The organism is Nostoc sp. (assembly GCF_036916975.1).
In the GTDB taxonomy this organism is placed as follows: Bacteria; Cyanobacteriota; Cyanobacteriia; order Cyanobacteriales; family Nostocaceae; genus Nostoc.
In genome coordinates this window covers 30,126-51,044 of the sequence record NZ_JBALFF010000090.1, presented here as the reverse complement: position 1 = coordinate 51,044, position 20,919 = coordinate 30,126, and the positions used below count along the sequence as shown (strand labels likewise).

Annotated in this window: 16 protein-coding genes and 2 pseudogenes; 5 read left to right on the top strand and 13 right to left on the bottom strand. The window is 42.6% G+C overall.

Annotated features, from left to right (window positions below; all coding sequences use genetic code 11):
- Positions 1-251 precede the first annotated feature (251 nt).
- On the top strand, positions 252-800 hold the full coding sequence (gene cysC, locus V7K73_RS22625; protein WP_334883232.1) for an adenylyl-sulfate kinase: 549 nt from the start codon (positions 252-254) through the stop codon (positions 798-800).
- 661 nt (positions 801-1,461) lie between these two features.
- Here cysC and V7K73_RS22620 read toward each other — a convergent pair.
- A complete protein-coding gene (locus V7K73_RS22620) occupies positions 1,462-3,471 on the bottom strand; it encodes an ABC1 kinase family protein (RefSeq protein ID WP_334883230.1) in 2,010 nt (669 codons plus the stop codon).
- 501 nt (positions 3,472-3,972) lie between these two features.
- On the opposite strand from V7K73_RS22620, the gene recN reads away from it, so the two are divergent.
- Positions 3,973-5,703 (top strand): DNA repair protein RecN, encoded by a 1,731-nt coding sequence (gene recN / locus V7K73_RS22615; RefSeq protein WP_334883228.1) that lies wholly within the window; start codon positions 3,973-3,975, stop codon positions 5,701-5,703.
- Positions 5,704-5,711: 8 nt separating this feature from the next.
- On the opposite strand, the gene efeB is transcribed toward recN, so the two are convergent.
- The 3 genes from efeB to efeU form a co-directional block, all read right to left on the bottom strand.
- Positions 5,712-6,971 carry an iron uptake transporter deferrochelatase/peroxidase subunit gene (gene efeB / locus V7K73_RS22610; RefSeq protein ID WP_334883226.1) on the bottom strand — a complete coding sequence of 420 codons (1,260 nt, stop codon included), beginning with the start codon at positions 6,969-6,971 and terminating at the stop codon, positions 5,712-5,714.
- Between the two features lie 217 nt (positions 6,972-7,188).
- Positions 7,189-8,379: an iron uptake system protein EfeO gene (efeO, locus tag V7K73_RS22605; protein WP_334883224.1), complete on the bottom strand. Its 1,191-nt coding sequence runs from the start codon at positions 8,377-8,379 to the stop codon at positions 7,189-7,191.
- Between the two features lie 314 nt (positions 8,380-8,693).
- The gene (gene efeU / locus V7K73_RS22600; RefSeq protein WP_334883222.1) at positions 8,694-9,527 is read right to left on the bottom strand and encodes an iron uptake transporter permease EfeU; all 834 of its coding nucleotides are present in this window, start codon (positions 9,525-9,527) and stop codon (positions 8,694-8,696) included.
- A gap of 1,156 nt (positions 9,528-10,683) precedes the next feature.
- On the opposite strand from efeU, the gene V7K73_RS22595 reads away from it, so the two are divergent.
- On the top strand, positions 10,684-11,121 hold the full coding sequence (locus tag V7K73_RS22595) for a hypothetical protein (RefSeq protein WP_334883220.1): 438 nt from the start codon (positions 10,684-10,686) through the stop codon (positions 11,119-11,121).
- Positions 11,122-11,439: 318 nt separating this feature from the next.
- Here V7K73_RS22595 and V7K73_RS22590 read toward each other — a convergent pair whose 3' ends face one another.
- The 9 genes and pseudogenes from V7K73_RS22590 to V7K73_RS22550 all read right to left on the bottom strand — a co-directional run bounded on the left by V7K73_RS22590 (position 11,440) and on the right by V7K73_RS22550 (position 18,902).
- Entirely contained in the window at positions 11,440-11,925 is a 486-nt protein-coding gene (locus V7K73_RS22590) for a DUF2243 domain-containing protein (protein ID WP_334883335.1), read from the bottom strand.
- 97 nt (positions 11,926-12,022) lie between these two features.
- Positions 12,023-12,437 (bottom strand): annotated as a pseudogene (locus V7K73_RS22585) (pentapeptide repeat-containing protein).
- A gap of 63 nt (positions 12,438-12,500) precedes the next feature.
- A complete protein-coding gene (locus tag V7K73_RS22580) occupies positions 12,501-12,938 on the bottom strand; it encodes an RrF2 family transcriptional regulator (protein ID WP_334883218.1) in 438 nt (145 codons plus the stop codon).
- Between the two features lie 231 nt (positions 12,939-13,169).
- Positions 13,170-13,394, bottom strand: a complete 225-nt coding sequence (locus tag V7K73_RS22575) for a sensor histidine kinase (RefSeq protein WP_334883216.1) — start codon at positions 13,392-13,394, stop codon at positions 13,170-13,172.
- 80 nt (positions 13,395-13,474) lie between these two features.
- Positions 13,475-13,693, bottom strand: a pseudogene (locus V7K73_RS22570) (hypothetical protein); the annotation flags it as partial.
- 254 nt (positions 13,694-13,947) lie between these two features.
- The gene (locus V7K73_RS22565) at positions 13,948-14,643 is read right to left on the bottom strand and encodes an SAM-dependent methyltransferase (RefSeq protein ID WP_334883214.1); all 696 of its coding nucleotides are present in this window, start codon (positions 14,641-14,643) and stop codon (positions 13,948-13,950) included.
- Between the two features lie 222 nt (positions 14,644-14,865).
- Positions 14,866-15,969 carry an iron-containing redox enzyme family protein gene (locus tag V7K73_RS22560; RefSeq protein ID WP_334883333.1) on the bottom strand — a complete coding sequence of 368 codons (1,104 nt, stop codon included), beginning with the start codon at positions 15,967-15,969 and terminating at the stop codon, positions 14,866-14,868.
- Positions 15,970-16,168: 199 nt separating this feature from the next.
- A complete protein-coding gene (locus V7K73_RS22555) occupies positions 16,169-17,998 on the bottom strand; it encodes a peptidoglycan D,D-transpeptidase FtsI family protein (RefSeq protein ID WP_334883212.1) in 1,830 nt (609 codons plus the stop codon).
- Between the two features lie 205 nt (positions 17,999-18,203).
- Positions 18,204-18,902 (bottom strand): hypothetical protein, encoded by a 699-nt coding sequence (locus tag V7K73_RS22550; RefSeq protein WP_334883210.1) that lies wholly within the window; start codon positions 18,900-18,902, stop codon positions 18,204-18,206.
- A gap of 488 nt (positions 18,903-19,390) precedes the next feature.
- Between V7K73_RS22550 and V7K73_RS22545 the strand changes: the two genes are divergently transcribed.
- A complete protein-coding gene (locus tag V7K73_RS22545) occupies positions 19,391-19,663 on the top strand; it encodes a hypothetical protein (protein WP_334883209.1) in 273 nt (90 codons plus the stop codon).
- An 839-nt stretch (positions 19,664-20,502) separates the two neighbouring features.
- The gene (locus V7K73_RS22540) at positions 20,503-20,835 is read left to right on the top strand and encodes a hypothetical protein (protein WP_334883331.1); all 333 of its coding nucleotides are present in this window, start codon (positions 20,503-20,505) and stop codon (positions 20,833-20,835) included.
- Positions 20,836-20,919 lie beyond the last annotated feature (84 nt).

Here is a 20,919-nt window from a genome sequence, read left to right as displayed (position 1 = left end):
GCAACTACGAGCCAAATACAGAGATTTTACTTTTCGTTACATAGTTTGGTTTTTTCTCGCCGACCTACTTAAATGAGAATGAAATAGCCCTGGTATTGCCTACCGAATTTTAGGTTTTAAATCAATCTAAAATCTAAAATCCAAAATTGTATGACAAAGCCACAACATGCTCAAGTGTATATTTATTAACCTAAAAGTACCCAAAAAAGCATTTTTTTGGTGTGCAATTTTAAGTGTACGACGGAGGTAAGATGAAACAACAAGAGGATGGCGTAACAGTATGGTTTACTGGTCTAAGTGGTGCAGGTAAAACTACTATCTGTAAATTCGTAGAGAAGGAACTGCGGATACAGGGATACAGAGTTGAAGTTCTCGATGGCGATGCGGTACGTCAAAATCTATGCAAAGGATTGGGTTTCAGTAAAGAGGATCGAGAAGAAAATATTCGGCGCATTGGCTTTGTGGCTCATCTTCTTACCAGAAATAATGTAATTGTATTGGTTTCGGCCATTTCACCATACCGCGAAATTCGGGAAGAAGTGCGCCAAAGTATTTCATCTTTCATTGAAGTTTACGTCAATGCATCATTAGAAGTTTGTGAACAGCGAGACGTAAAAGGGTTATATAAAAAAGCAAGAGCCGGGGAGATTAAGCACTTCACTGGTATTGATGATCCTTATGAAATACCACTCCATCCAGAAGTCGAATGCAAAACGAATCAAGAAAGCATTGCTCAAAGTGCAACCAAGGTCTTAGAAAAGCTGGAAGAGTTGGGTTATATAGCAATACGCTTGGGTTAAAATAATTCGTAATTCGTAATTCGTAATTCGTAATTTGTAATTCGTAATTCGTAATTCGTAATTCGTAATTCGTAATTCGTAATTCGTAATAGAGTCTCCGGCACGCTGCGCGGTTTTCATGGGCTAAAGGGCTGTACGTAAATTTTGTTTTGTAATGAAGAGTGCTGTTGTGGGGACGGTTTCCGACTCGCATTACAACGTGCGATTTAACCCCAATCGCATTACTTACCGGTTTTAGAACCTATGCAACTTAAACCCACGGAACTTGTTAAGGGATTTCCAAGAAATAAATTATGCAAAGAAACGAACCACAGAGGCAAGGCAGCGCGGTCTTGGGGGTTTCCCCCATGAGCGACTGCCGCGCAGAGAACACAGAGGAATAAGGAGGAGAGGGTTTTTTGGGTATTTTTTTATTTGTCAGCCCCTTAAGCATAATTGTGGGTTAGGTTGAGGAACAAAACCCAACAATCTTACGGCTTTGTTGGGTAACACTTAAGTTAAACCCAACCTACAAATCTTCAAAACCTACGCAGTATTGACTGCTGAACCAAAAGGGTGGATAAGGCAGCCTTTTCGAGTCTGCGTTTGCACAGTGTCTCATGGAGAATGTCAAGATTGCAAAATTCAAAATTCTACATTCTTCTTCAACTCATCAATTTTACTAAGATGCCAATAATTGCCGAATTAACCTGGCTACAGCCTTTTGCGTAAAGCGGTTGGCAATTTGTTGACCCAAACGTTGCACATCTGAATTTACCAATAACTGGGCAATTTGAGGTACAAATTGCGCTGGATCAAAGCCCCGTGTTTCCTGGAGAATACCTAATATACGTTTGATATGCTCCAAGGTTTGTTGTTGCTCAACTGTCGCCGCCGGAGTTTCATTAACTGCTGTCAACCCAACGCGTTTCCGCAGCAAATAGGTGAAGTTATGCAAAACATTTTTACCTAAAGCATCGAGTCCGTTAACAGATTCATCTACTAGCTTGTCACGAATAAAAGCACCGCGTTCAGATGCTAGAAATTCTATCCCCTGATTCAGCACTAAATTAAAGTCGTAGTCTTGACTATTCCGCGCATTTTTTAACAAGTTTTCTAAACGGTTCCAGCGAAATCTGCCATCTTTAAATAGCAAATCTTGCAATGATGCTCTTAATTGCGGTGCTGGATCTGTTAACAAGCGTTTAGAAACGTAAGGATAAGCTTCGCTGAGAACTTTAAAGTTGGGATCTATATATATTGCAATCCCTTCAAGTGTCACAAGGGAGCGAATAATTAAGGCGTAGTAGGGTGGTACGCGGAAAGGATACTCATACATCAAAGCCGATAGTTCATCAGTGATGCTTTTTATGTTAAGTTCGGCAACGCTGGCTCCTTGGGCATCAGCAAAGACTCTGGCAAAAGCTGGGATAATTGGTGTTAAATCGGTTTCTGGTGATAAGAAATCTAATTTAACGTAGTCTTTTGCTAATCCTTCAAAGTCGCGGTTGACGACGTGGACGATCGCTTCAATCAAACCATAACGCTGTGCTGGCTTAATCTCGCTCATCATCCCAAAGTCGAGATAAGCCAATTTTCCATCTGGTGTTGCTAACAAATTACCAGGGTGGGGATCGGCGTGGAAAAATCCATGTTCTAGCAGTTGGCGCAAAGAACACTGCACACCCACTTCAATTAGATAACGAGCATCTATACCTTGGGCGCTAATTTCTTCTGTCTGGGTTAATTTGGTGCCGTTAATCCACTCCATCGTCAAGACGCGACGATTGGTGTATTCCCAGTAAATTTTCGGTACATATACGTCTTTTATATGACCGTATAACTCGAAAAATCGTTCAGCATTTTCGCCTTCATGGATGTAATCCATCTCTTCAAAAATGCGATCGCCTAATTCATCGAGAATCCCAACTAAATCACTTCTTACCCGTTTGACTTTTTTCTGCACCCAAGCGGCGAGGTTACGCAAGATATACAAGTCAATGGTAATCCCCTCTCTTAAGTCGGGGCGTTGAACTTTAACAGCGACTTCTTCACCAGTTTTTAGCTTACCTTTATACACTTGTCCCAATGAAGCCGCAGCAATTGGCTGGGCCGAGAGTTCAGCGTAAACCTCTTCTGGTGGAGCGCCTAGTTCTTCTTTGATAAACTGGTAAGCAATTTCGTTGGGAAAAGGCGGTAATTGGTCTTGTAGTTTAGTTAATTCTTCTAGGTATACGGGAGGAACCAGATCGGGTCTAGTGGATAAAGCTTGTCCAATTTTGATGTAAGCAGGCCCCAATTTAGTCAGCAATACTCGTAATTGAGTAGCTCGGCGGCGATCGTTTTTGACGACAATTCCCCGTTTATTATCCGACCACAATCCAAAAACAAAGGATATAGTCGGCCCCAACACAGCGAAAATCCGCCGTAGAACTTGCACTTTTCTGTTTTGGTAATGCGCCGCTATACCTACAGGATCGTAAAGCGTCTCAGGTTGGGCTGTTGTCCTCACCTTTTGGGCTGCTAAGAGCCTTGGCGATGTCTGCGACGGGCTATGCCTACGCACAACTAAGCTTGGTGTACCATCTTCTGGCACTACATCAATAACGTCCAGTTCGCCTCGGCGATTTGTGCCATTGCGACTGTCCTCCTGAATCGGTTGGGAACTAGGGGGAAGTGTCTTAACAATCATGAAGAAGGCCACCAGTCATAACGATCACATTAAGTATTGTAACAATATGTTGAAGGATTGGGAGTGGGGAGTGGGGAGTTAGGAGTTAGGAGTTAGGAGTTTGGAGTTTGGAGTTAGGAGTTAGGAGTTAGGAGTTAGGAGTTAGGAGTTAGGAGTTTGGAGTTTGGAGTTAGGAGTTAGGAGTTAGGAGTTAGGAGTTAGGAGTTAGGAGTTTGGAGTTTGGAGTTTTTAACCAATTTTGGGGGTTTAAGTCCCCTGTTTCTACAAGCAGCGTGTTTTGATGCCTAAATCTAAATCCCCGTCACAAAACTTAATTGCGAATTGCGAATTGCGAATTGCGAATTGCGAATTGCTTTAATCTCCCTCATCCCCACTGTCTGCTACACTTAGATGGGCATACTAGTTCAATAGTAGTAGGTATTGCTAGTTGCTGAAATATCATACTTATTGTCTTGTAAGTTGGAAGTATTTGGCATCTTCCCTCATGGAGAATTTGGCCTGATGTTGCTTTGCCTGCGAATTGAAAACTTTGCCCTAATTGATCAATTGGAATTGGAATTTGGCGCGGGACTAAATGTGTTAACAGGTGAAACCGGCGCTGGAAAATCGATTATCTTGGATGCCATTGATGCCGCTTTGGGTGGTAAAGTCTCTAGTCGAGTCATTCGCACGGGGACAAGTCGGGCAATGGTAGAAGCTACTTTTACCTCAAACGCCCCCCTAGCGGCTTGGTTAACCGAACAAGAAATAGATTTGCTTGATGAAAATTCCGTAGTCATTAGCCGAGAAATCACAGCTACTGCTAGTAATATCCGCAGTCGATCGCGGGTAAATGGCGTGTTGGTAAATCGGCAGATTATGGGCGGAATGCGCGATCGCTTGGTGGAAATCACAGCCCAAGGTCAAACTGTACAAGTGGGACAATCTGCCCAAGTCCGCGATTGGTTAGATTTATATGGGGGTGACTCTCTGATGCAGCAGCGTCATAAAGTCGCTACGAATTTTAGTATTTACCAACAGGCGCATTTAGCACTTGAAAAACGCCGGACATCAGAACGGGAACGGTTGCAACAACTCGACTTGCTCACTTATCAAGTGCAAGAATTGGGAGCAGCTAATCTTTGCGAAGCTAATGAATTGGAACAGTTGGCACAAGAACAAGAACGCCTAAATCATGTAGTCGATTTGCAACAAATGAGCTACAAGGTTTATCAAGCTTTGTATCAAAACGATCATGAAACTCCCGCCGCAGGTGATTTATTGGGAGACAGTGAGGCGATATTAAATGACATGGTGGAATATGATACCCAACTACAACACTTGTTGGAATTGGTCAGGGACGCGCAAGCTGCGGTAATGGAAGTGGGAAGGCAGATTAATGCTTATGGGGATGGCTTGGAAGCCGATCCGCACCGGTTGGAAGAGGTAGAAGAACGAATTCAGGAATTAAAGCAAATTTGCCGCAAGTATGGGCCGACACTAAAAGAAGCGATCGCTTATTACCAACGTATCCAAGAAGAATTAGCCCAACTTAACGACAGCGAACAATCTATCGAAAGTTTAGAACAGCAAGAAAAGGCGTGTTTTGAGAAACTTACCCAAACAAGTAATCAGTTAACTCAATTGCGGAGTAAGGCGGCTGCTAATTTAGAATCACGTTTGATAGCTGAACTCAAGCCCCTAGCGATGGAAAAGGTAAAGTTTCTGGTTGAGATAGTTCCTGCTCTCCCAACTGCTATGGGAGCAGATAAAATTACCTTTATGTTTAGTTCCAACCCTGGAGAACCCCTGCAACCTTTAACGGAAGTTGCTTCTGGCGGGGAAATGAGCCGCTTTTTATTGGCGCTGAAAGCTTGTTTTTCTCAGGTTGATGTGGCTGGGACAATGGTTTTTGATGAAATTGATGTCGGGGTTTCGGGAAGAGTCGCCCAAGCGATCGCAGAAAAATTACACCAACTCAGTCAACGCAACCAAGTATTATGTGTTACACACCAGCCTTTAGTTGCAGCAATGGCCGATCGGCATTTCCGCGTAGATAAGCAAACTATCAATCAAGGTAAAGGTAATGCCGATCAGCGTACCGTTGTTAGAGTGACTACCTTAGAGAATTTAAATACTCGCCGGGAAGAACTAGCACAGTTAGCTGGTGGTAAATCTGCAAGTGATGCGATCGCATTTGCCGAATCTCTGTTATTACAAGCTGCTAACCATCGTCAAAAAATTAAAAATTAAACATAAATCTACGCTTCTAGTAATGACTGACCAAGATAACCTCCTTCAGCTTTAACCCCAGGTAAAGCGAAGAAATATCCACCACCAATGGGGCGAATATACTCCTCCAAAGGTTCTCCTTTCAAGCGATTTTGTACTGTCACAAACCCCTTCTCTAAATCAGCCTGAAAACAGACAAACAACAAACCCATATCTAACTGTCCAGCTTTGTCAAACCCGCGTGAATAATTGAAGCCACGCCGCAGAATCAAACCCAACTCTGATTTGCGAGGATTAGCAAGGCGGATATGAGCATTTAGGGGGATTTGTTGACCCTTTGAGTCTTGATCGTAATTGGGAATATCTTTCTCGTGGTTCATCCCCAAAGGTGCGCCAGAGTCCTTACTGCGTCCAATAATTGTCTGTTGCTCCTGTAGTGGAGTTCGATCCCAACGTTCGACTAAGTTGCGGATGACGCGCACTACTTGATAGCTTCCCCCTACTGTCCAAGCTGGTTCGTCGGTGTTTGGCTGTACCCAGACAGTCCGATTCATCAACTTTTCATCGCTAGCATCTAGATTTGCTGTGCCATCTTTGAAACCTAGTAGGTTCCGCACCGTGGTTTTGCCAAGCTTTTTATGAGTATTAGGTGGTAGAAACCCCTCTATTTGCCAACGCAAAGTTATCAAGTCAGGCAGATTCTTGATAATATCCCGCAAAGCGTGGATGTTCGCTTCCTCTGTGTTCGCACAAAATTGTAGCAGTATATCCCCATGACACAAATCTGGGTCAAGTTGGTCATTGGGAAAACCTGGCATAGTATCTAACCGCTTGGGTTTCAATTTACCAAGTCCAAAACGGTTATCGAACAGCGAGTCACCCACTGCTAGGGTGATGGTGAGGTTATTGGGAACCACTACAGGCCCAAGAATTCCCGAATCACTGGGTGGAAATTTGGGGTCGCGTAGCTTGGGTGTTCCCCCAGCCATGAGAAACTGAATGCGATCGCTTAGGGTTTGAAACAACCGCAACAAATCCGCTTTGGTTTTAGCAGTTGTGTCAAACGCCACCATCAACGCCGAAGCCGGGACGGGGGTAATAATACCTGCTTGGTGAATACCAAAAAATGGCACAGTTTCTTCAGATGGGTCTTCGCTAGGTTCTGAAAGAGTCCGATAACCCAAACTGGTCAAAGCTGCTACTCCACCGGCTGCTGCCATACCAATGAGCAAATCACGACGGCGGATGTGGGGAGTAATACGTAACCTTGGATGCTCTGAACTAGACATAGTTCACTGTTCACTGATATAGTAGGGGTGCAAAAACGCTGGTTATTCATTCGTTTTTTTGGTCAGAATAACCAACTGAATTCTGTTCAATAAATTAGGGACTTCCAAGAAATAAATTATTCCAATAAACGAACCACAGAGACACAGAGAACGCAGAGAGAAGAAATAGAGAGAGTTTTTGCGTCAGTTTTGGAACATTTTTTTATTTGGAAGTCCCTTAGTTAACGCCTAGAGTCCCGCGTAACTGAGACAAATCTTCAGAAAGAGCAGCGATCGCTGTTTTCATGTCTTTCTTGTCTGTTTCACTCACTTTGTCGTAAGTAGCAAAACCACCATCAGGGGTTTTGTATTTAGCAAGTCCTTGGTTAACTTTGGTGAAATTTGTATCCACACGCGCCAGTAAATCTGGGTTGGCTGTTTGGATGACGGGGCGCAATAACTGCACAATCTTTTGGGAACCATCTACATTAGCGCTGAAGTCCCATAAGTCAGTATGGCTGTAACGGTCTTCTTCTCCAGAAATCTTGGTTTTACCCACTTCTTCAATCAAGTCAGCAGCACCGCCAACCATGTTTTTCGGTTCGATGGTCAGGGTGGCAATGCGCTTTTGTAAATCTACTCCATCTTTCTGTAGCTTTTCGGCAAAGGGTTTCATACCTTTTGTCGTTTTGTCCTGGAATAAAGCTTTCTCTAGGCGATGGTATCCGGTGAATTGTGGGTCAGCCTCTTTTTTAGCAAAGTCATCAGCACGGGAATCCATGCTTTTGTCGAGGTCAGAGAAAAGTTCAGCTATCGGTTCTGTGCGTTCATAGTGAACATGGGCAGAGGCATAACTTTTCTGAGCCTTAGCAAGGTCGCCAGCAATCACGGCATCTGTAAAGGTCTTGTTCTTAGCAACCAGTTGGTCAATTTCTTTGATGATGTAGACTTTATATTCTGCGATCGCACCTACTAATTTACCCTGATCTTTGGTCGTCTTGGCTTGCGAATCTCCAACTCCAGCTTTTACTGTCAGTTTCCCTTTGGGATTGCTGCGTAAACCGCAAGCCATATCATACTCACCTGGTTCTAGATTGGTTTTGAGTTTTTGAACAAAGCCAGGAGCAATATTTTCTTTTTCCTCAACGACTTTCACCCCAGACAAAATTTCCCACTCCAAAGGTTGGCTGCTTTTGTTGGTAAGCACAAAGCTATTTTGTCCAGATGCTACTGTTAGCTGATTGGGTTCGCAACCTTTATCTGTCACAGCCAAAGCAGTTTCCGCAGGATTGCTGCTAGAAGTATCACTGGCTACTTTAGCTTCTGGAGAATTATTCCCGGAAGTCTCGCTTGATTTGTGGGATTCACAAGCAGCTACTGTCAAGGCAATTAGACAGATAACTGTTGAATACTTTAAAACATTTTTCATTGTCGTATTTTCCTAAAAATTATTAATTATTGAAGTAGCTAGTAGTCTGTCCCATTAATTTTGCGGGGCTGCGAGATCCCCTACTTCTTCAAGAAGTCGGGGATCTGAACACCACGAACCTCTGAAAACTTTTGGGACAGACCACTAATAGTCCACGACAATAACTTTGATGGGTGAATAAGTTCGTAGTGCTTAGTCGCTCAGAGGGGTTTTGCCCATGAGCGACTAACGAACCCGTTGAGTAAGGACTTTAGTCTTTGATTTGAGCGCCCAAGCGCTCACTAAAAACCAAGTATTGTTCACTTGGCAGACTACTAAGAATGCCTTGCTGTAGCCTTCTGTCTAAGGTTATCCGCGAAGAAGAACAGCGACATGGTAGGAATTAAATAGCCAAAATAGGCGATCGCCTCGCTCACCGTTGGCGCATCGTTATATCCAAAAAATCCTGCCAAAAGTGAACCGATAAACCCGTTCTTGGGAAGTACCCCGCTAGCATCGAATACCACTGTTTGCAATAAATTCCACACTCCGGCTTCATGGAAAGCTCTCACCCCACTTCCTAAGAGTCCAGCAGCAACCAGAATAATGAAGGCTCCTGTCCATTTAAAAAATCGCCTCAAGTTGATCCGAATACCACCCTGATAGATGCCTACACCAACGGCTAGTGCGGCTGCATATCCAAACAATGCCCCCACGGGAGCTTGAATTCCCAAATTTTGCTGAAACGTAGCCAGCAAAAATACTACTGTTTCCAGACCTTCCCGCAGTACTGCAAAGAATGACATCCCCACCAGTGCTGTACCCCATTTATCCCCCGACTGAATGGCAGTTTCAATTTGAGACTGTAACTCGCCTTTCATCGAACGAGCTGCACGGCGCATCCAGAAAACCATCCAGGTGAGAACCCCAACTGCGACGATGGAAATTACCGCTTCAAATAGTTCTTGTTCTTTTTGCGGAAACTCCTGACTAGTTATTTGCAAAATAATCCCAGCAGCTAGACAAATAAAAGTCGCTAGTGCGATGCCAATCCAGACTGACTTCATCAAATGGGTACGACCAGTTTGCTTAAGATAACTGGCAATTATCCCCACGACAAGTGCAGCTTCAACGCCCTCTCGGAACATGATCAAGAAGGGAAAAAGCATGGATAACCTTATTAACTATAATTACTATTAAATCATCATGAGAATAATAACTTACTTGAGAAGATTTGTATATAAGCGCGAGTTAAAAAATCTCTAAAATCCTGGAAGCTTGAAGGGAGCATCCCCTCAGGTGCAAAAACCTTGATAGCTCTCATCCCGTAACCCCCAATCCCATCATTTGGGATTTGGGGAACTAGAATTATGTCTCCCCTCTCCCATTTTTGGGAGAGGGGCTGAGGGTGAGGGAAAAGATTTAAGCCAAAATTGGGATGCTCCCAGCTTAATCATCCGGCGATTCAAAGAGAGGATGATTTGGAGCCACTGTTACGTTAGCTTCTTGCTCGTTACCAGAGGTGGGGGTCTTAAAATTCTTGAGGAACGCAAGAAGGATTACTGGGTAATGAGCAACCACCATAATTTTAGGACTTACGCATCAAGTACGAAATGTAGGGGCAATTCATGAATTGCTCCTACGAGAAATCAAGGCTTTCAGTACCTTGAAAGCGTAAGTCCTAAATTTTAAGGGTTTTACACCCAGTCGCCAATCCCTAATTCCAAGTATTGAGTCCCTTTTGCGACAGCATTTCTGTCTTTTTACTCATGATGCCCATTTGTCAAGGGCAATTCATACCAATTTAAATGATCTTATCCCGCAAATTTCGGTAGTAAAAGTATCTAAAAATTTGGCATAAGCATCTAAAGATTTAGCACAAGCATCTAAAGATTTTTCATTGTAAAAATAAGTTAATTTTTTTATATTTATTGACATAACCAGCATAAATTGCAGGTTTGTTTGAGTCAGTAAATTTCATAAAAACACCCTGTGATTGAGTAAGAAAAGCTCAAGATTAGCAATTAAAAAAGCTACAAAACAATACCATTTTGGATTTTCGATTTTGGATTGAAAACCACTTAGTGTAGCTAGGTTTTATCTGTCCATCTGCCGCGATCCTTTTTTCAATTGATAAGTAGGTAGACGTAATTAAACATATAATAAACCTCACCCTCAATCCCTCTCCGATGCTTTGGAGAGGGAAGCCGGAGGCAAGGTGAGGTTTTATATTTAATTTGACCCACTTACTTAGAAGCATAATTATGCTTTTTTGAGATTTATTAATCAAGCAAAATTTCTGTCCTACTAGGAGGATTGACTCTAATGGCATCTGATACAAATTCTGTTTTTGGTAATTCCGTTAATGGTGGTGGTCAGGCTAGCAACCTCAGTGATCCTTTCGCACCTGGAGGCGCTTTTGGCATCCCAACGGCTGAAAGCTTCGATTTTGATAAGTATGGAATTCCAAAAGAAGGCAGCTTCGATCCTGCTAAGTATGGAATTCCAAAAGAAGGCAGCTTCGATCCTTCTAAGTATGGAATTCCAAAAGAAGGCAGCTTCGATCCTTCTAAGTATGGAATTCCAAAAGAAGGCAGCTTTAGTTTGGGTAGCTCTAGCATCCCAACGGGTGGCAGCTTCGATTCCGCTAGTTATGGAATTCCCCAAGAAGGCAGCTTCAACTTTACAAAGTATGGAATTCCACAAGGAGGCAATATACCCCCAATTTCTGGTACTGGTAGCGGCGGTTTCCCAATTGCTTAGTGCCAGCATAACTTTAAGGGCGAATTGAAGTTAGGGATTACCAAGAAATAAATTATCCAATCTTGTGGGGTGGGCGACACGATAGCCCACCCCACAATAAATAGTTAGATATTTTATTTATTTGGAACTCCCTTAGAATTTATCCCAAAATTCTGGGTTTATCTACCTTCTAATTAGGCAATGTGCGATCGCTAAATAAAAATCCCACCTCAGCACAATTGGGATGCTCCCGGACAAGGAGACAAGAGGACTTGAGTGTAAACTAGAACTTACAACAAGTCTTTCCCCTTATCCCCAATTCTCAAGAGTCCCCAATGACTAATGACTAATGACTCTTGCCTTTTTTATCGTTATCAAGCCGATGACAATAAGTAGCGCACCAAATGCAAGAAATCCTAGATCCCAAGCTAACTCGTTTGGGCCTGGTTTGACGTGATGGACACCGAGAATTTGATGGTCTATTAAACCTTCAACGAAGTCGAACAACCCAGTACCAATCAATATTGACCCAATAAAGGTCTGTGATGACCAAGGAACATCATCACGCCCTCCGGCACGCCATAGCAACACAAGTCCTACCACAGTGAATACCCAATCTAAGGTATGAAATAACCCATCCCATACCATATTTAAATCTATATTCGCCGTGTTTGTCAGAGGTCGAATGTTACTAAGCATGTGATGCCACTGGAGGATCTGATGCAGTAAAATTCCATCTATAAAGCCTCCAAGACCCACACCAAGAAAAATTCCAGCAGTGATTATTGGTGCGCGTCGGTTGAGGGTTTCACTTTTCGCCTCCATTGTCAACCTCATAGATAGGCTTTTTCACCAAAGTACAACTTTTTTAGGGAAAAAATCTTCTATCTTGAGGCAAGTACGATCGGTGAACTTTATTTAATTAATTTTCAGATTTAATCTGCATACCCGCTTTCACTGGGTCGAAATCTTGGGGAAAATGGGTGCTGCGTTGGCGTAGCCTACCGTAGGTAATCGTAGTCTGCTTTTTCCAGGTTCGCTCCTTTGAGATCGGCTTGGCGAAGATTCGTTGACATCAACAATGCTCCCCTGAGATTAGCATCCTTGAGATTAGCTTGACCCAGATCGGCAAAACTCAAATCAGTTCCCCTCAAATTTGCGCCACTAAGGTTAGCTTCACTCAAGTCAGCATAACTCAAGTCAGAACCTTTCAAGTTAATACCTTGCAAATCAGCATTACCAAGTTCTGCTTTACTAAATTCCCGTTTTCCTGCTGCATAATTCTCTACAAGAGTAGCGGCAGTATTTATAGGCTGTTGAGAATTGGCTTCAGGCATATAAGAGCATCACAGGTTATTACTTTCATAACTAAGGATGAAAATTTTCCTACTTCATCCTTTCTAAATGTAATACATGAGTTCTTTCTGCTTTCGGATTGATCTTCGTTCACAAAGGTCTTGGAGTGTATATTTTTCTAAAACTGAGTTAGCAGCCTGACGTGCTTCTTGCCAAACTTCTTGAATTAGCTCACCTTCTACCGTGTTTGGAGTTGGCTCAGAATCAGAGACAACGATATCTGATCCTTCCATGCAACTAAAAGCATCTAACACTGTAATCTTTCCGGGATCTCGTGCCAGAACATAGCCACCTTTGGCTCCGCGTATACTTTTAATTAAACCTCCACGCCTTAATGTGGCTAAAAGTTGTTCCAAATAGCGGTTCGGTATGTCTTGCAATGCCGCTATCTCTCGAATTTGCAGGGCTTCACCGTTAGGGTAGCAGCTTGCCAACTCTAACAGGGCTAGAAGTGCGTATTCTGATTTGTTAGAGATTACCACAGGCGTAATATTTTAAACTCACACTTAAATATACAAACTATTTGAATTGGTTTCCGTAAGCTACTGTTAAGAAAAACTTTACAATTAACTTATTGTTGACCGGCTAACCCTACTTTAAAGACCTTCTAGGATAAAAGCAATTATATTTTTTTTTGAATTTAATAAATAAAAATGATTGATTATTTATAAAGTCTTCTAAAGTGGAAATTGACTTAAAAGCTGTGTAAGCCGCTATATATTCAAATTTATCGAAAATGGCACAGTTACAGTAAAGGTAGTTCCCGCACCGATCGCACTTTCGACAAAAATTTCACCGCCATGTAAATCTACAGTCTGCTTGACAATAGACATTCCTAATCCCATTCCGGGGATATTGGTTGCATTCCTGGCGCGATGGAAAGGTTGAAAGATGTGTTTAATATCATCCGGGGGAATAGTTCCTAATTGAATAGTCAAATATAAGCAGACACGCTCATATCTTTCAATTAGGCGTTTTAAACGGCAATACTTTACTTACCTCACAGACGCGAGTGATATTCAAGTTGATCCGTCTGGGGTGTGCTACCCCAGAAGATAGCCGCATCCAAAATAATCTCTGCGCCGCGCTGTTGCATCCAACGATCATCACCAGTCGCTTGCCAGTAATTCCAAGCGGCGTAGGGAATATCTGCATTAATATGAATTTAGCGATCGCCGCACCAAATCCGCACATCTTCACCATAAAAATCATTTCCCAATGCCCAACGTGGTGTTAGGGACTTCCAAGAAATAAATTATTCAAATAAACGAACCACTCCAGACACAGAGAAGCCAGCGCGTTGCGGGGGTTCCCCCCGTTGTAGCGACTGGCGCAACACAGAGAGAGGAGAAATAGAGAGAGTTTTTGCGCCAGTTTTGGAACATTTTTTTATTTGGAAGTCCCTTAGTGGCTAAATATGTACATAGGCAGTTGACATTTATAAAAATTTGCTATTTCTTAGAGACAGCACTGGTAAGTTATTCTCAATTTTTACAAACTAGTCATAACCTGAGCCAGTTGATTAGATAAATCAACTACAGAATCCTGGCATTTGTTAAATAAAACGCCAGCTAAAAAATAATAATCGCCAGAATAAAATGCCATCTTGTTTTTTCGGAGTTCTTCTATGTGGTTCTTTACCTTGGGATCGGAGCTATAGTAGCCGAACTGTAAAGGTAACACCATGAAATTTTGAACACAATATCCATTTTGTTTTGCTAGGTTTAGCGTACCTGTTGGATTAGAAAAACTAGATATTAAAACCAACACATTTTCATAACCTAACGACAAAAGATCGTTGGTAACTGTGGCTCCATCTACGCCCCCAAATAAGAGTGGCATATAAATATCATTATCTGGCGCAGGGAGATAGGGCGGATTAGCTACAAGATACTGAGCATCTGGTTGAGAAGAATTAAACAAACATGAATTATGGATTATGTATTTATTAGTGAGATTATATTCATCGATAGTTGAATTTGCGACTTTCCATGCAGAAGTGTTTAACTCAAATCCTTGAATCACACCATCAAACTTGTTTTTCAATAAAGAATTAATTACAGGACTACCATCTCCTGAGCCAAACTCCACAATAGATTCGGAGCTATTGCAATTTCTGAGTACAAAACTGTCTAAGCAATTTGAGTAGAAATTAGATTCTTCAGGACAAAAAAAGATATCTTTCATTGGACTGCACTTCAATGTGTAAGGTATAATCAATGTAAGAGAAGGTTATTTAATACCGTTCTTTAAAGGCAAGAAATAACCGTTTCTTTAGTAAAGAAATTCTCACTAAAGAAATGGGATTGTAGGGAGATTAGCAATAGGATGATTTAGAAATATAAAATTAGAAACGCCAAAAATAATATGCCATTTTTAATTTCTAATTTTTTAGATTTCTTCGATGAGTCAAGCGGAGTGTTTTGCTTCACGTATTGATCGCACAACAGCACTAGCGGCGCGATCGCCCATTAGTTTCTCCTGGTCATACCCAAGCAGTAATTCCCAAGCATCATTGGGATATTGTTCTGCCAAAGGCAAAGCCACATCATCCAACATCCAACGCCCGTGACGCTCATCTTCTCGGATGTGCAGTTCCCAATAACCCATCGCCGCTTCTGAGAGTCCCAATCGTTGCGCCGCCGTCAGATAGTTTTTGTAAGCCGCAGGCCCAGCCACCTCAAAATATGTCAACGCACCACAATAACGGAGGAAATAACGTTTGCGATCGGTGGTCAGAAAGTTATGATTAGCGCAAGCTAGGACTTCCCAAGGTACTAAATCGAAGTATGCTTCTGGTTGAGTGTTCATTCCAAACTCAGCCAGCATTTGAGCAAAAAATGTAGAGTGCTTGCGGGATAAACGACCATTACCGTATTCTTCTAGTAATACTCGCACCAGCGTACACTGCATTTCATTAGCAGCACCACCCAATACGTAGCAAAGACGACTACCTTCAACCAAGCCATCAAAGGAGCCGATCGCTAGCAGGTGACGATACCCAGATTCAGTCATTTCCTCCCGAATGTAGCGGCTATTGTCGGACAAAATGGGATCTAAATCGGTAGATGCACGCTCAATTAAAGCGTGTTTTACATCTAATTGTTGCAGTGCAGCCACATCGATTTCTGCCAGTTCCCACTGTTGCCAAGCAGCTTCAATTTGGTCACGACATGAGTACAAGTAAAGCGATCGCTCATTGCTATAGTGCCGCAAATCGTCATACCAAAACAGCTTTAGCCGATTAATTCGATAAAGTATCCGTTGCAGAAAACGGTGAGCCTGTTCATCAGAGCGATCGTTTTTATAGGCAGCGCAAATTCCCCTTGAGAGTGCCTGTTCAAACTCAGTAGCTATTGCAGGTTTTACATCTAAACGATCCAAATCCTCCATTGCTAGCAGTTCTATAAATTGTTCCTCAGCACGGTCATAGTTGGTAATTGTTCCTTCTTCTATTTGCGTACTCTTTTTTGCAGCCCCAGCGTTAGGAAATATAACTAAATTGCTTTGCATGGAATCTTCGGTAACATTAGAGAAATGAGAGATTATTTTCACCTCTAATACTTAACTTCCCACACGAGTAGCTTTCTCTACCTCTTTCCCTGGTTATAAAGAAAAATTAATTCTATAAGAACAAAGGCATTGGGCATTGGCCAAACAGGGCATTGATTATTAATTCTGCTCCCCCTGCTCCCAGCAAGAACTGCCCCCTCTACGGCACCTTCTGCTGCTCGATCGCCTTACTTGGCGGAATCTCCTCAAGAGGAATCAGGGCTTCGATTACCGACTTCACAATTGGGGCGGCGACAGTAGAACCATAAGCACTTTCTCCTTTTGGTTCATCCACCAGTGCGAACACTACATACCGAGGAGATTCCACTGGCAAAATAGCCACGAAGCTGGTCATTCTAGCACCCTTGATGTAACCACCATTAGGACTAGCTTTTTGGGCTGTACCAGTTTTACCAGCAATGCGATATCCCGGAATTTGTGCCGCCTTCCCGCTACCTTCATTAACAACAGTTTCCATCATTTCCAAAACCTTTTGAGTTGTTGCGGCTGAGAAAATTTGGCGGGGGATGGTGTGAGTAGGTGAATCATGCATTTGCCCTTTACTATCAATCAGCCCCCGAACTACATGGGGTGTGACCAATTTACCGCCATTGGCTAAAGCGCCGTGCATTTGTACCAACTGTATGGGTGTCATGGAAAAGCCTTGTCCAAAGGAAGTAGTAGCTGCTTCAATTGGCGAAGCGATAAATTCTTCTTGACTTTTGAGCCGCCCACCAACTTCAAAAGGTAAATCTGTATCAACTTTTTGTCCTAGCCCCAAGCGTTCTAGCCAGTTGTAATAGATTGAAGGCTTTAAGCGTTGGATAATTTGCACCATGCCAATGTTGCTGGAAAATTGCAAAATCTGAGCGATGCTGATTCGCCCATTAGCATTATTCATCGCATTTTTGATGGTGTAATTAGCTACTCGAATAGAACCGGAGTCATTAAACATATCATCTGGCTTGATGACGCTATTTTCCAGAGCGATCGCTACATTCAAAGGCTTAAAAGTCGATCCCGGTTCATAAAGATCCGCCACCGTCCAGTTTTTAAATAACGATATATTAGCTTTAGCGTATTCATTAGGATTATAAGTAGGCTGAGAAACCAGCGCGAGTAACGAACCATCCAAGGCATCCATCACAATTACCGCCCCACGTTTAGCCTCAAATTTATCCATTTGTTGTTTGAGCGCAACCCGGGCAATTCGTTGCAGACGGCTATCAATAGTCAGTTGTAGTTGCAAATCATCAAAATGCAAAAAACCTTCAGGGGCATGATCCGGCATCAAGGCCCCATTCCCCGACCGACTGAGCCGCACCGTTTGCACAGGACGTTCTAGCAACTTCTCTTGAGAGTATTCCACACCTGCTTGACCACGGCGGTCAAGATTCACATAGCCCACCACATCAGAAACCAAATCGTCTGGCGGGTAATATCGGGAATATTTTTGAATCCACTCCAAGCCATTTAAGCGTAAAGAGATGATGCGATCGATAGTTTCTTCCGGGAGGGCTGGGGCAAGTATAATTCCGCTTCTTTTGCTTTCAAAAGTTTTTACCAATTCAGCAGTATCTTTTGCCAATATTGGGGCAAGTCGCCCAGCCATATCTTCATTAGACTTATCAAACAGCTTGGGATGAGCGTACAAAGTATATACAGGACGGTCAATCGCCAACAGATTACTATTGCGATCTACCACTGGGCGACGGGGCATAAAAGGTCGCAAATTCACCATTTGCTGGTTTCGCGCCTGCTCTGTTAACTTTATCCCCTTGACAATTTGTAGGTTATACAAGTTGATAGCCAACCCCAAACCTGCTGCCATTAATACGCCCCATACTATAAACAGTCGAGCCTTGGTATTGGCTGTTTGGTCTTGCATATTAGAGGCAAGTGTCCCTAACAATCCTTTAGAACCCTTCTGTCGCCTTTTAAATGCTGGATTCCGAAACTTTCTGTTTGTTTTGCTTGATGATTTTTGCATTGGGTTTGTCCTTTGTCATTTGTCATTTGTCCCCTCTTACAAAGTTCTGATGCCTACGGCGGGCTGTGCCAACGCAGGAAACCTCCGCTCCGACTTTGCGCTTTGTCATTAGTCATTTGTCATTTGTCCGTTACGAATAACTAATGACCAATGACTAATGACCAATAACCAATGACCAATAACCAATGACCAATGACTTTTAACCTTAATACCCCAGTGGCGAGAGGGTTTGCTGTTGCGTTTGGGGATTTGGCGTTGTGTTAGAAGATGCTGGCTTAGGATTATGAGATTCTGGAGACAAGAAAATCATCCCTTCAGGAGTCGGCGATACCAGCCCTGCTGTTGGTTGTTCTGCTTCCTGGGCAATTTTATTTGTCAGCGTCGCGTTGGTTGTCGTTAGTAACCGCTCATGACGTTGGAGCTTTTGCAGTCTGCTATATGACTTACTCCAAACTTCTTGTGAATATACCGTCCAGCCATAAATAGCAAGTGTCGATGCTACTACCAAGAACGCCAAAACTGTCGAATAACGATGAAAGGTGTACAAGCGTAGCAACCATAAAGGTGCTGCTCCAGAATTTGGCATTGTGGGAAGGTGAAGAAAACCTACCCCCGGAGTTTTCTGGTTTGCACTTGACTGCTCATTGAGATTTAGCACTTGTTGTCTACCCAACTGTTTCACCGATTTGGGCATAACTACTTGATTTGTAGGAGAAACCGCGAGATTTGTCAAGGAACGCTGTCGTCTTCGAGAGGATGCTGGTGCAGCTTGGGCTGGGGGTGTAGAAGCACTTTGTACTGCTGATTCTATCCGTGCAGAACGTCGCCTCTTTAAAGAAAGGATAAAATCTCGCCCGAACCAAGTACCCCTTGTAGAAACAGCAGATTTACGAGCAACTACCATAAATTTTTTAGATCGGAAATACTGTACTTTAGATTGATTGTCTTAAGTGTCTCTTTTTGCTTAGTTAAAATCGCCTTCTGTGCAACAAGCACACATAACAGACTACACCCTTTTAACTGTTTGATAGATAGCCATAGCAATTACATCCTCTAGATATTGCAATTTGGCTCTTCAGCAATTAGCGCTTGCCTTTTAGATATCGCACCTAAAGTATGGCAACGTGGGGCAGCAAGGTGCAATACTCCAGGAAAAAATAAATTTTTTGCTATGATAGCTCGGTTTGCTAGAAAATTTGGTAATTTCCGTTTTGCTCCTGAGTTTAAGAGAAACTAATCAGATGGCTGTATGATACCTAATTCAAAAAAGAATACCTTAAAGGATTATTTTTTTAGGATGTAATCTCGTAGCATTTAAAAAAAAGCAATAAATACGGTATCGTATTCAACAGGTGAAAAATTGTTCTAGCCACAATTGGTGAAAGAGGAGTTATGAAAACAAAAATCTTTGGTTTGGCTGTAATCTTAAGTCTGGCTACAATTCTCGGAGCTTGTGAAGGCGGTGGCGGTGGTGATGCTGGTGGTGGCGCTGGTGGTGGTACTGGTACTACTAGTAGTCCAGCTGCTACAGGTGAACCAACTGATGCACCTGCTGGTGGTGGTACGTCTACACCTGCTGTTACTCCGGCAACTACTCCGGCAGCTACACCTGCTGTTACTCCGCCAACTACTCCTAAAGCTACTTCTAAAGCTACTCCTAAATAGGACATCAATCAGCTTTAGTTTAAATCATGCCCAAAACAGCTTAGTAATAACGGTCGTCACCACATAGCTTGAATTAATTAGGTTAACGTAAAAACCTGCATTTTTTTGTTGGTGTATCAGAGCCTAGAGTTTGTTTGAATATCAGCTAAGTAGGGTAGCAAGTAAAGGACACTGGTGATGAGGATTACCTCCTCAACCATGTGTCCGCCTGAAATCCTCGCCTGACCAAATGGGCAGGGGGCAGGGGAGAAAGATGCTGGAATTGGACAGTAATAGAGGATTTCAAGCACCTAGATTTATTTATGCTCAATGTTAAATATTTATTTCGAGCCTCAAGGGCTACAAGAAATAATGCGTCTGTATTTCAGCAGCCCTAAATTTATTTATCGGGTTTACCTCCAAGGTTTGTGTCCCCTGTCCCCTTTTTTCTTTTGTGACTGAACCAGGACTTACGCTTTCAAGGCAGTAAAAGCCCTGATTTACCGTAGGGGCAATTCATGAATTGCCCCTACATTTGGTACATAATGCGTAAGTGCTATGAACCTTATTTCAAGTCAAAGGAAGTTGAATTGTGTAAATTTAAGCCATTTTGTAGACAAAGTACTACCCTGGTTTAGTGTTTGAAATGGCTTAGACCATTGAGTTTTTAGAGGGTAAAACAATTCATAGCGATCGCTGGCAATTGGTCTTGGGCATTCCCTGTAGTCGATTCCGTATCAGAAAAGACCTGGTGATGTGTCAAGATATTGCCAGATTTTTTTATTGGGAAAATTTTTAACTTTGGGAATGGGATGTAAAAAAATAGATGTTCATCCTGCGTTGTGAACGCAGTTCAGGAGATGGGGAGAGTTAAAGCGATAAAGGCAATAAAATTCCTGAGCTTAATTGTGATTATTGGAACATTTTTGGTGTTAAGTAGCTCATGGCGATCGCCTGTAATAGCATTACCACCACCAGAGGATACACCAGAAGAAATATTACGCACTAAAATTATCATAGAAGCGCGATCGCCTATTGATGGAAGATCCCTAACAGCTGCCGAATATATTCAATTACAAGCGCAGCTGCAACTTGCCCCGCCCCCAAAACTAGACCCCAAAATTCGCCAACAGATTTTCTTGCTTCGGATACGTAAAACCTTACTTCAGTTTTTCCCATTTTTAAATTTTTGATAAATTCGTCATTGGTCATTCGTCATTGGTCATTCGTCATTCATCCTCTGCCCATTCCCCATTCCCCATTCTGATGTAGGATAA

What these genes read in the sequence shown, in the direction of transcription:
- cysC (WP_334883232.1), top strand. Translation starts at nt 252, where the DNA reads ATGAAACAACAAGAGGATGGCGTAACAGTATGGTTTACTGGTCTAAGT.
- recN (WP_334883228.1), top strand. Translation starts at nt 3,973, where the DNA reads ATGTTGCTTTGCCTGCGAATTGAAAACTTTGCCCTAATTGATCAATTG.
- V7K73_RS22560 (WP_334883333.1), bottom strand. Translation starts at nt 15,969, where the DNA reads ATGCAAAGCAATTTAGTTATATTTCCTAACGCTGGGGCTGCAAAAAAG.
- V7K73_RS22555 (WP_334883212.1), bottom strand. Translation starts at nt 17,998, where the DNA reads ATGCAAAAATCATCAAGCAAAACAAACAGAAAGTTTCGGAATCCAGCA.
- efeO (WP_334883224.1), bottom strand. Translation starts at nt 8,379, where the DNA reads ATGAAAAATGTTTTAAAGTATTCAACAGTTATCTGTCTAATTGCCTTG.
- V7K73_RS22545 (WP_334883209.1), top strand. Translation starts at nt 19,391, where the DNA reads ATGAAAACAAAAATCTTTGGTTTGGCTGTAATCTTAAGTCTGGCTACA.
- V7K73_RS22565 (WP_334883214.1), bottom strand. Translation starts at nt 14,643, where the DNA reads ATGAAAGATATCTTTTTTTGTCCTGAAGAATCTAATTTCTACTCAAAT.
- efeB (WP_334883226.1), bottom strand. Translation starts at nt 6,971, where the DNA reads ATGTCTAGTTCAGAGCATCCAAGGTTACGTATTACTCCCCACATCCGC.
- V7K73_RS22620 (WP_334883230.1), bottom strand. Translation starts at nt 3,471, where the DNA reads ATGATTGTTAAGACACTTCCCCCTAGTTCCCAACCGATTCAGGAGGAC.
- V7K73_RS22540 (WP_334883331.1), top strand. Translation starts at nt 20,503, where the DNA reads ATGGGGAGAGTTAAAGCGATAAAGGCAATAAAATTCCTGAGCTTAATT.
- V7K73_RS22550 (WP_334883210.1), bottom strand. Translation starts at nt 18,902, where the DNA reads ATGGTAGTTGCTCGTAAATCTGCTGTTTCTACAAGGGGTACTTGGTTC.
- V7K73_RS22590 (WP_334883335.1), bottom strand. Translation starts at nt 11,925, where the DNA reads ATGGAGGCGAAAAGTGAAACCCTCAACCGACGCGCACCAATAATCACT.
- V7K73_RS22595 (WP_334883220.1), top strand. Translation starts at nt 10,684, where the DNA reads ATGGCATCTGATACAAATTCTGTTTTTGGTAATTCCGTTAATGGTGGT.
- efeU (WP_334883222.1), bottom strand. Translation starts at nt 9,527, where the DNA reads ATGCTTTTTCCCTTCTTGATCATGTTCCGAGAGGGCGTTGAAGCTGCA.